Origin of the sequence: Mycobacterium sp. (assembly GCF_049673265.1) — a bacterium.
Lineage (GTDB): Bacteria > Actinomycetota > Actinomycetes > Mycobacteriales > Mycobacteriaceae > Mycobacterium.
The window spans coordinates 1-9,851 of the sequence record NZ_JBATXN010000477.1 but is presented as its reverse complement, the minus strand read 5'-3'; the positions used below and the strand labels follow the sequence as shown (position 1 = coordinate 9,851).

Here is a 9,851-nt window from a genome sequence, read left to right as displayed (position 1 = left end):
CTGTTAGTGAGCGTGGCCGTGGTGGTGACCGGCGTGCTCGTCCTCGTCGGCGGGCTTCTCGACGATGGCCGTCTCGGTGGTCAGCACCATGCGAGCCACCGATGCCGCGTTGAGTACCGCGGACCTGGTGACCTTGACCGGGTCGATAACTCCGTCGGCGGCCAAGTCGCCGTAGGTCAACGTCGCCGCGTTGAACCCGTGCCCGGCGGGCAGCCCGGCGACCTTGTTGACCACCACCGAGCCGTCCATCCCGGCGTTGGCCGCGATCCAGAACAGCGGCGCGCTAACCGCGTCGGAGAACACACCCACGCCCAGCGCCTCGTCGCCGGATAGCGAGGCCCCCAGGTCGGTCAGCGCTTTGCGGGCGGCCAGCAACGCGGTCCCACCGCCGGCGACGATGCCTTCCTCCACGGCCGCCTTGGCCGCGGCAACCGCGTCCTCGACGCTTTCCTTGCGCTCCTTGAGCGCGGTTTCGGTCGCGGCACCGACCTTGATGACGGCCACCCCGCCGGCCAGCTTGGCCAGCCGCTCTTCTAGCTTTTCGCGGTCCCAGTCGGAGTCGCTGCCCTCGATCTCCGAGCGCAGTTGCCTGGCGCGGTCGGCGATGGCGTCCGCGGTGCCGCCGCCTTCGACGATCACCGTGTCGTCCTTGCTGACCACCACGCGCCGGGCCGAACCGAGCACCTCGAGTCCGACCTCACGCAGCGTCAGCCCGACGTCGGGGTTGACCACCTGTCCGCCAGTCACGATGGCCAAGTCGTCCAGGAACGCCTTACGACGGTCACCGAAGAACGGCGCCTTGACCGCGACGGCTTTAAGCGTCTTGCGGATCGCGTTGACCACCAGCGTCGACAGCGGCTCGCCTTCGACATCTTCGGCGATCACCAGCAGCGGCTTACCCGACTCGGCCACTTTCTCCAGCAACGGCAGGAAGTCGGGCAGCGAGCTGATCTTGTCGCGGTGCAGAAGGATCAGCGGATCGTCGAGCACGGCCTGTTGCGCGTCGAAGTCGGTGACGAAGTACGCCGACAGGAAACCCTTGTCGAAGCCGACGCCCTCGGTGAACTCCAATTCGGTGCTCAGCGTGGACGATTCCTCGACGCTGACCACACCGTCGTGGCCAACCTTGGTCATCGCCTCACCGACCAGCTCGCCGATCTGCTCGTCGCGTGATGACACCGTGGCCACCTGCGCGATGCCCTTCTGGCCCGACACCGGCGTGGCCGAGGCCAGCAGCGCCTCGGACACCGCGTCGGCGGCCTTGCTGATACCCGAGCCCATCTCGATCGGGTTGGCACCGGCAGCGACGAGACGCAGCCCGCCCCTGATGATCGCCTGCGCCAGCACGGTGGCGGTGGTGGTGCCATCGCCGGCGACGTCGTTGGTCTTGGTGGCCACTGACTTGACCAGCTGGGCACCCAGGTTCTCGAACGGGTCTTCCAGGTCAATCTCGCGGGCGACGGTGACACCGTCGTTGGTTACCGTGGGCCCACCAAAAGCCTTGGCCAGCACCACATGCCGGCCCCGCGGGCCCAGCGTCACCCGCACCGCGTCGGCGAGTTTGTCCACGCCGGCTTCCATCGCCCGCCGCGCGGTCTCGTTGAACTCAATCTGCTTGCTCATAAGTCTTTCTTGTCCCGTCTAAGAAAGCGGTCCGCCCCGGAAATCCGCCACGTGTTGACGTGGGGATCGCCGGGGCGAAACACGCTTTGCGTTACTTGTTAACGACGGCCAGTACGTCGCGGGCCGACAGGATCAAGTACTCCTCGCCGTTGTACTTGATCTCGGTGCCGCCGTACTTGCTGTAGATGACGGTGTCACCCTCGGACACGTCGACCGGGATCCGCTTTGCGCCATCCTCGTCCCAACGGCCGGGGCCGACTGCGACGACAGTGCCCTCTTGGGGCTTCTCCTTGGCGGTGTCAGGAATGACCAGACCGGATGCGGTCGTGGTTTCGGCCTCGTTGGCCTGCACGAGAATCTTGTCCTCGAGTGGCTTGATCTTCACCTTCGCCACGATTGGAGCCTCCACTTGTTCGGTTATGGCCCGGGACCCTTGCCCCGAACCTTCGATTACCAGGTGTTCGGCATTCGTCCGCGCCCTCGCGTCGTCGTCGCGGGTGCCGGCACAGGGGTTCGTGCGATTGCCACCTAGCACTCTATACATGCGAGTGCTAGCACTCAAGGTCGCCTCGCTGCTTCCCGATCGGTCAGCCCGCCGATCGAGAACGGACGAGCAAAACCGCAGGCAGACGCCCTGTCGATCGCGCTCTAAGGATTCACCAAGGCCGACGAGCTCATAATGACGTCATGTTCACCGGCATCCGAAGCGCCACCACCCGCACCGCCGGAGTGGCCACCCTTTTTGTCGCGGCCGCCATCGGATTGGCTGACGTCGCTCACGCCGACGGCCAAATGTATGGCGACCCCGAAGCTGCCGCCCCTTACTGGCGCTACCAGCACCAACAAGACTGCGGCCTGATGGCCGTCGCAGACGTGGTCGGCCAGCTGACCGGCAGAGAACCCTCCCAAATCGGGATGGAGCTACGCGGGATTTTCACGAAAAGCGAATCTCACCGCGGCGACGTATACCACTTTGACGGCACCTCGCCCCAAGACATGGTCCTGCTGCTGCAGAAACACGGCATCCCATCCGACCTGACGACGGGCAACAGCATGGGGACGGTGGAGCAGGATCTGGCCGGGGGCCACAAAGTGATCGCGGCGCTCAACGCCGAAACCATTTGGAACTACCCCGCCGGCGAGGGCGACCGAACCAAACCCGACCACGCCGTCGTCGTCACCGGAGTCGACACCGGCACCAACATGGTTCACCTCAACGACAGCGGCACCCCCAATGGCCGCAACGAGCAGATCCCGATGGCCACGTTCAGCCAAGCCTGGGCAACCAGCGACGACCTGCTGATCGTCACCCGGGAAACCGGCTGACGATTAGGGCAGCTGCCCTTTGACCACTGGCAGGCCCGGGTCGCTGGCCACGTCCAGCGGTGACGGCGCAGCACCTGCGGCCACCAGATGCGCGGCGAAGGAAGCGATCATCGCGCCGTTGTCGGTGCAGAGCCGAGGCCGCGGGATCCGCAACGTCAATCCCGCTGCGGCGCAACGCTCTTCGGCGATCTCGCGCAGCCGCGAGTTCGCCGCCACTCCCCCCGCGATCAGCAGGGTCGATACACCCAGCTCGGTGGCGGCGCGCAGTGCCTTCATGGTCAGCACGTCGGCGACGGCTTCCTGAAAGCCGGCGGCGATATCGGCGGTTGCTGCCTCCGGGTGGCTCTCCACGTACCGTGCCACCGCGGTCTTGAGCCCGGAGAAGCTGAACGCGTACGCGTCATCGCGGGGGCCGGTCATGCCGCGCGGGAAAGCAATTGCGTGCCCGTCACCGGTACGCGCCAGGTCGTCGAGCGCCTTGCCACCCGGGTAGCCCAATCCCAGTAGGCGGGCCACCTTGTCGTAGGCCTCCCCGGCGGCGTCATCCACGGTGCTGCCCAGCTCGATGATCGGCTCGCCGAGCGAACGCACATGCAACAGGTGGGTATGGCCGCCGGAAACCAGCAGCGCCACGCTTTCCGGCAGCGGGCCGTGCTGGTAGACGTCGGCGGCCAAGTGCCCGCCCAAATGGTTCACCGCGTAAAACGGAACCTCCCAGGCAGCCGAATATGCTTTAGCCGCAGCCACTCCCACCAGCAGCGCACCCGCCAACCCTGGGCCGATGGTGGCCGCGACGATGTCCGGCTTTTCCACGCCAGCCTGTGCCAGCGCGCGGCGCGTAGCCGGTCCGAGCGCCTCCAGATGCGCCCGCGAGGCGATCTCCGGAACCACACCGCCGAACCGGATGTGCTCGTCGACGCTGGACGCGACCTCATCGGCCAACAACGTCACGGTGCCGTCGTCGTCGAGTCGCGCGATGCCGACTCCTGTTTCGTCGCAAGAGGTTTCGATGGCGAGGATGACCGTCATAGGGCTTCCCGCCGCATCAGGTAGGCATCGGCCCCGCTGACCCGGTAATACCGCCGGCGCAGACCCACTTGGGTGAATCCCACGCTGCGATACAACGCGATCGCGGGCGCATTGTCGGTGCGGACTTCCAGGTGGACGACGGCGCCTGCGGCGAATTTCAGCAGTTCGTCGAGCAGTCGGCGGCCGATGCCGCGGCCTTGATAAGCCGCGTCGACGCCGATGGTGTGGATTTCGTACTCGAAGGGCGGCGTGCGGCCCAATCGCGAGATGCCGCCGTAGCCGATAAGCGTATCGGCCGTACGGGCGGCTACGTAGTGATTGTGCGTGGCGGCGAGTTCGCGAACGAACGCGGCTGTGGGCCATGGGTCGTCACCGGGAAACAGCGCCGCCTCCAACTCGGCGCAGCGGTCGGCGTCGGCCACGGTCAGCGCACCGATCGTGATGGTCATCGCGGCGCCGCCTCTCGCTCGGCGAGCGTCTTGGCGTCCGGCCGACGCAGATACAGCGGCACCAGCGGCGCCGGATTGTCGGACCATTCCTTGACCGCGGCTACTAGCCCGGCCGGCGCCGGATACGATGGTTCGCGCAGCGGCAGCCCGAAAAGCGCCGCATGCTCGGGAGAGCCGGCCACCGTCTGCGCGACACCAGGGTCGACGTCGGCCGGCGCGGTGACGGCCGGTCCTTCGATCCTGACGCCGTCGCGATAGCGAGCCCAGTACACCTCCCGTCGGCGGGCGTCGGTGACGACCAGTGTCTCGCCGGTTGTCTGCCCGCCGATCGCGTCGAGGCTGCAGACCCCGTGCACCGGGATGCCGAGTGCGTGCCCGTAGGCTGCAGCGGTCGCCATACCCACCCGCAGGCCGGTGAACGGACCTGGGCCGCAGCCCACCACCACAGCCTGCAGGTCGGCCATCCGCAGCCCGGCATCGGCCAAGGCGCCCAAGACATTCGGCGTGAGCCGTTCGGCGTGGGCACGGGCGTCGACGCTGACCCGCTCGGCCAGTAGGTCGCCATCGGCGACTATTCCGGCCGTCACGGCGGGCGTCGCGGTGTCGATGGCCAACACGACGCGGCTCACGAACAGCTCCATTGCCAGGTCGCCGTCCGCACATCGGAGTTCGTCATGCGCTCGAGACGGACGTCGAGGTGCCGATCGGACAACCGCTCGGCGAGGCCCTCACCCCACTCCACCACGACCACCGCATCGTCGAGTTCGGTGTCCAGATCCAGGGATTCGAGCTCGTCGAGCAGATCGGCGCCGGTGTGCTCCAGCAATCGGTAGACGTCGACGTGGATCATCGCCGGGGCGCCAGCCCGTCGTGCCGGATGCACCCGCGCCAGGACGAACGTCGGCGACGTGACGGGTCCGTCGACATCCATCGCTGCGGCAATCCCCTTGGCCAGAACGGTTTTCCCAGCGCCAAGCGGGCCGGAAAGCACCACGACGTCCCCGGCTCGCAGCTGGCTGCCCAGACGCGACCCGAACGCGACGGTGTCTTCGACATGTGGCAGCGTGGCCATGCCGGACTGGCCTTCAGCCACGGCGCCGGATCCGATCGCGCCACCGCTGGCTCAATGCTGCGAACCTGCCTGGCGTCGCCCGCTTGACCAGCCGCACCAACCCGTCGTTGATCGGCTCCGGCTTGGACAGCAACACCAAATGGCCTGACCTGGAAACGATCACCAATTCGGACTCTGGCAGCGCGTCGGCCAACTTTGTCGAGTATTCGGCTGGGGTGACCAAGTCGTGGTCGCCGCAGACGACCAACGTCGGGATGTTCGCCAACGTCGACAGCGCGTCGGTTTCGTCGTGGATTTCCAACGCATGCAGAAACTCGATCATGGTCGGGATCGGGGTTTCGAGCATCATCTTCTCCGAGAACGCGACGATGCTCGGGCTGACGTTAATGTCTGCATAGGACGCGGCTCGCAGGATCGGCCCGATCAGAGAACGGGTCGCGTTGCGGCCGCGTTGAACCAGTTTGGGAGCTGACCGCGCGGCGAACCGAGCAGCCTCCAGTGCCGGGTTATTCAGAATCTCGCCCAGCGGTGACTTCGCAACTCCTTGTGCCGCAGAAGCAATCAACGCAGCTCCGACGATACGGCTACCGTAGTGGTGCGGGTACTGCCGAGCGTGCGACAACACCGTCATCCCGCCCATCGAATGACCGACGACCACGATCGGGCCACGCGGCGCGATCACTTGCAGCAGCGTCTCTAAGTCCATGCCCAGCTGTGTGATCGTGTAGGTTTCCGGCGGAGCCTCGCCGGATCGGCCGTGGCCGCGCTGGTCGTAGAAAATCATGCGGACCTGCGGACCCCATTCGTCAGACAGTCGCATGCGCTGAAAGTGGAAGGCTCCCATGCGAAGACAGAATCCGTGCGCGAACACCACCGTCAGTGCCGCGTCGGCGGGCCCGACCTCGCGCACCGCCAGCGGCACGCCATCGGGTGTTGTCACCACATAACTGCGGTCGCCATCGAGTGTCTCGAAGTTCTCGTGGGCATAAGGGTCTTCGATTTCTGCACGCCGGGTCATCGAACGCGCCGCGGTAACCCCGGCGATGGTTCCTACCGCACCCAAACCGGCGGCACCTGCCAGCCACCGCGCCAGGCCGGCCCTGTCCGCGTGGAAGCCATCATTGTTCGCATCGCTCAACGATTTCCGGCCTCGCGGTAGGTCCTGGTGATGCGTCCGCGCGGACTGGTCACCACTTCGTAATGGATGGTGTCCAGCAGATCTGCCCACTCCTGCGCGGTCGGTTCACCCCGCGTGCCGGGTCCGAACAGGATCGCCTCGTCGCCTTCGTTGACATCGACGGCCCCCGGACCCAGGTCAACGACGAACTGGTCCATGCAGATCCGCCCAATGCCGGGGCACCGCCTGCCGTTGATCAGGACGTCCAGCCGCCCGCCCAGCGACCGGAAAACACCGTCGGCGTAGCCAATCGGCATCAGCGCGACCGTGGTGTCACGCTCGGCGATCCAGGTGTGCCCGTACGACACGCCCTCGCCAACGTGAATCGACTTCACCAATGCGACAGCGCATTTCACCGTCATCGCCGGTATCAGACCCATATCGCCAAGGCTCGGCACAGGGCTCAAGCCGTATACCGCGATGCCAGGCCGGACCATGTCGAAGGCCAGGTCGGGACGCGACATCGTGGCCGATGAATTGGACAGATGGGCCACCTCGAAGCGCAGGCCCTGACTGCGTGCCTGCGCCACTAGCTCGGTAAACCGCCCTGCCTGAACGTTATTGATCGGGTTGTCGGGCTGGTCGGCGTAGACCATGTGTGACATCAGCCCGCGCAGCCGGACCGCGTCCTCGGCGATGGCTTGACGTAACGCGGTCAGCATCGCCGGGTAGTGGCCAGGGGCGACGCCGTTGCGGTTCAGCCCGGTGTCCACCTTGACCGTCATGGTGGCGGTGCGGCCGGTGCGACGCGCCGCATCCAATAGCTGCTCGAGCTGGCGCACCGAGGAGACCGCGATCTCGATGTCGGCCAGCAGCGCGGGTCCGAAGTCGATGCCGGGCGGGTGCAGCCAGGCAAGCACGGGCGCGGCGATGCCGTCGGCGCGCAGCGCGAGCGCCTCGTCGACGGTCGCGACACCCAACTCCGCGGCACCGGCGGCCAGCGCAGTGCGGGCCACCTGGGTGGCGCCGTGCCCATAGCCGTCGGCCTTGACCACGGCCATCACTTGCGCATCGCCAGCGTGCTCGCGCAGCACCCGCACGTTGTGCGCAATGGCATCCAAGTCCACCACGGCCTCTGCGAGGACGCCCGGGGTCAGGGATATCGGCGTAGCCACGGCCGCCATTGTCCCAGAACTGCAAAAGCGTCGCCGACGCGTAACGCCACGGCCAGAAAATCGGTCGAAAATCGCCCTGCTGTTACCCTCGTGGCGCAAAACCGTCAGTGGGAGAAATGCTCGGCTTTGTAGTGGCCGCTGGGCTTGAGCTTGTCGAGGCTATTCAGCGCGGTACGGGCATCGTCGTGCAGCGCCCGGGCCAGGTCGGCGGAGAGCCCCTCTCGCACCACGATGCGCAGCACCGAGACGTCGGTGGCGTTGTCGGGCATGGTGTAGGCCGGTACCTGCCAGCCGAAGCCCCGCAGCTCGTGGGAGACGTCGAACTCGGTGTAGCCCAGGCCGCGAGCCAGCCGGAAGGCGACGACGGGGATCGCCGAGCCATCCGAGATCAGCTCGCAGTGCTCGCCGCCCCGCAGCTGCTCACCCAGCCAGCGCGCGGTCGACGACAGCGTCTGCATGACCTGCGTGTAGCCCTCGCGGCCCAGCCGCAGAAAGTTGTAGTACTGGCCGACGACCTGATTGCCGGGGCGAGAGAAGTTCAGCGTGAAGGTCGGCATGTCGCCGCCCAAATAATTCACGTGGAACACCAGGTCCTCGGGTAAGTACTCCTTGCTGCGCCACACAACGAACCCGATACCGGGGTAGGTCAATCCGTACTTGTGCCCACTGACGTTGATCGACACGACCCGTGGCAGCCGGAAGTCCCATTTCAGCTCGGGGTGCAGAAAGGGCACCACGAATCCGCCGCTGGCGGCATCGACATGCACCGGAACGTCCACGCCCCCGCCGGCCGCCAATTTGTCCAGCGCTGCGCAGATCTCGGCGATGGGTTCGAGTTCACCGGTGTAGGTGGTCCCCAGGATCGCCACCACCCCGATGGTGTCATCGTCGACGGCCTCGACGACCTGCTCGGGCGTGATGACGTAACGCCCCTCCTCCATCGGCAGATAGCGCGGTTCGACGTCGAAGTAGCGGCAGAATTTCTCCCAGACCACCTGGACGTTGGAGCCCATTACCAGGTTGGGGGTGCGGCCCTTCCAGTCCTTGCCGACCTTTTCGCGCCACCGCCACTTGAGCGCCAGCCCGCCGAGCATGACCGCCTCGCTGGAGCCGATCGTCGACACCCCGATGGCACTGGACGGGTCGTCGTCGCGCAGGCCGTCGGCGTGGAAGAGGTCGGCGACCATGCACACGCAGCGCTGCTCGATTGCTGCCGTCAGCGGGTACTCATCCTTGTCAATCATGTTCTTGTCGAACGTCTCTGCCATCAGCCGGTCCGCCTGGGGATCCATCCAGGTGGTGACGAACGTCGCCAGGTTCAGCCGCGAGCTGCCGTCGAGCATCAGCTCGTCGTGGATGAACCGGTATGCGGCTTCGGGGTCCATGGATTCCTCGGGCAGCCGCAATGCCGGCACCGGGGTGGTGAACAGGCGACCGGTATAGGCGGGCGCGATCGAGTGGGCGGGCAGGGATGGGTGTTGTGGCACAGGAGTTCCTTTCTGCGACTACAGGCGGGCCAGGGCGGCTCGAATATGCGGGACGATCCGTGACGCCGATGTCGGCGCGTCACCCGGGCCGGGGTCGGCGGCTGACAGCGCGGCCGCGCGGGCATGCACGAAGGCCGCAGCGGCTGCGGCTTCGCCGGTCGGCAGGCCGGCGGCGAGTAGCGCGCCGATCATCCCGGACAGCACATCACCAGACCCGGCGGTCGCGGCCCAGGATTGCCCGGCCGGATTCAGGTAGACGGGCCCGCCCGGCTCGGCGATGACGGTGACGTTGCCCTTCAGCAGCACGGTGACCCCGAGTGCGTCGGCGAGCTTGCGGGTGGAGCCGACGCGGTCGTCGCCGGGAGGGGCGCCGGCCAGTCGGGCGAACTCACCGGCGTGCGGCGTCAGCAAGGTCGGGGCGCGGCGGCCGCTGACCATGTCGGGGTGAGCCGCAAGGATGGTCAGCCCGTCGGCGTCAACCAGCACCGGCAGGTCGGTGCCCAGCGCGAACCACAGTGCGGCAGCTCCGGTCTCGTCGGTGCCCAGGCCCGGCCCGACGACCCAGGCCTGCAC

General features: G+C 66.8%; 11 protein-coding genes. 1 reads left to right on the top strand and 10 read right to left on the bottom strand.

The features are described from left to right. Nucleotides 1–3: 3 nt before the first annotated feature. Nucleotides 4–1,623: a chaperonin GroEL gene (gene groL / locus WBF82_RS16545; protein WP_424384057.1), complete on the bottom strand. Its 1,620-nt coding sequence runs from the start codon at nt 1,621–1,623 to the stop codon at nt 4–6. Nucleotides 1,624–1,714: 91 nt separating this feature from the next. Beyond that, nucleotides 1,715–2,017, bottom strand: a complete 303-nt coding sequence (gene groES / locus WBF82_RS16540; protein WP_293332383.1) for a co-chaperone GroES — start codon at nt 2,015–2,017, stop codon at nt 1,715–1,717. A gap of 293 nt (nt 2,018–2,310) precedes the next feature. Between groES and WBF82_RS16535 the strand changes: the two genes are divergently transcribed. Beyond that, on the top strand, nt 2,311–2,949 hold the full coding sequence (locus tag WBF82_RS16535) for a C39 family peptidase (protein WP_424384056.1): 639 nt from the start codon (nt 2,311–2,313) through the stop codon (nt 2,947–2,949). 3 nt (nt 2,950–2,952) lie between these two features. Here the strand turns inward: WBF82_RS16535 and tsaD are convergent, their stop codons facing one another. From tsaD to WBF82_RS16495, 8 genes are all read right to left on the bottom strand, one after another. After that, entirely contained in the window at nt 2,953–3,978 is a 1,026-nt protein-coding gene (gene tsaD / locus WBF82_RS16530; RefSeq protein ID WP_424384055.1) for a tRNA (adenosine(37)-N6)-threonylcarbamoyltransferase complex transferase subunit TsaD, read from the bottom strand. After that, the gene (gene rimI / locus WBF82_RS16525; protein ID WP_424384054.1) at nt 3,975–4,427 is read right to left on the bottom strand and encodes a ribosomal protein S18-alanine N-acetyltransferase; all 453 of its coding nucleotides are present in this window, start codon (nt 4,425–4,427) and stop codon (nt 3,975–3,977) included. Before rimI ends, tsaD begins: the two co-directional genes overlap by 4 nt. Beyond that, nucleotides 4,424–5,056, bottom strand: a complete 633-nt coding sequence (gene tsaB / locus WBF82_RS16520) for a tRNA (adenosine(37)-N6)-threonylcarbamoyltransferase complex dimerization subunit type 1 TsaB (RefSeq protein ID WP_424384053.1) — start codon at nt 5,054–5,056, stop codon at nt 4,424–4,426. The genes rimI and tsaB overlap by 4 nt, the downstream gene beginning before the upstream one ends. Continuing rightward, nucleotides 5,053–5,499 carry a tRNA (adenosine(37)-N6)-threonylcarbamoyltransferase complex ATPase subunit type 1 TsaE gene (gene tsaE / locus WBF82_RS16515; RefSeq protein WP_424384058.1) on the bottom strand — a complete coding sequence of 149 codons (447 nt, stop codon included), beginning with the start codon at nt 5,497–5,499 and terminating at the stop codon, nt 5,053–5,055. Before tsaE ends, tsaB begins: the two co-directional genes overlap by 4 nt. 13 nt (nt 5,500–5,512) lie before the next feature. Beyond that, nucleotides 5,513–6,637: an alpha/beta fold hydrolase gene (locus WBF82_RS16510; protein ID WP_424384052.1), complete on the bottom strand. Its 1,125-nt coding sequence runs from the start codon at nt 6,635–6,637 to the stop codon at nt 5,513–5,515. Then, a complete protein-coding gene (gene alr / locus WBF82_RS16505) occupies nt 6,634–7,800 on the bottom strand; it encodes an alanine racemase (RefSeq protein ID WP_424384051.1) in 1,167 nt (388 codons plus the stop codon). Before alr ends, WBF82_RS16510 begins: the two co-directional genes overlap by 4 nt. Nucleotides 7,801–7,895: 95 nt before the next feature. Further along, nucleotides 7,896–9,278, bottom strand: coding sequence for a glutamate decarboxylase (locus WBF82_RS16500; protein ID WP_424384050.1), 1,383 nt, complete (start codon nt 9,276–9,278; stop codon nt 7,896–7,898). Between the two features lie 18 nt (nt 9,279–9,296). Then, nucleotides 9,297–9,851, bottom strand: a 555-nt coding sequence (locus WBF82_RS16495; RefSeq protein WP_424384049.1) for an ADP-dependent NAD(P)H-hydrate dehydratase, incomplete at its 5' end; no start/stop codon positions are given.

What these genes read in the sequence shown, in the direction of transcription:
- groL (WP_424384057.1), bottom strand. Translation starts at nt 1,623, where the DNA reads ATGAGCAAGCAGATTGAGTTCAACGAGACCGCGCGGCGGGCGATGGAA.
- WBF82_RS16535 (WP_424384056.1), top strand. Translation starts at nt 2,311, where the DNA reads ATGTTCACCGGCATCCGAAGCGCCACCACCCGCACCGCCGGAGTGGCC.
- tsaD (WP_424384055.1), bottom strand. Translation starts at nt 3,978, where the DNA reads ATGACGGTCATCCTCGCCATCGAAACCTCTTGCGACGAAACAGGAGTC.
- rimI (WP_424384054.1), bottom strand. Translation starts at nt 4,427, where the DNA reads ATGACCATCACGATCGGTGCGCTGACCGTGGCCGACGCCGACCGCTGC.
- tsaE (WP_424384058.1), bottom strand. Translation starts at nt 5,499, where the DNA reads ATGGCCACGCTGCCACATGTCGAAGACACCGTCGCGTTCGGGTCGCGT.
- alr (WP_424384051.1), bottom strand. Translation starts at nt 7,800, where the DNA reads ATGGCGGCCGTGGCTACGCCGATATCCCTGACCCCGGGCGTCCTCGCA.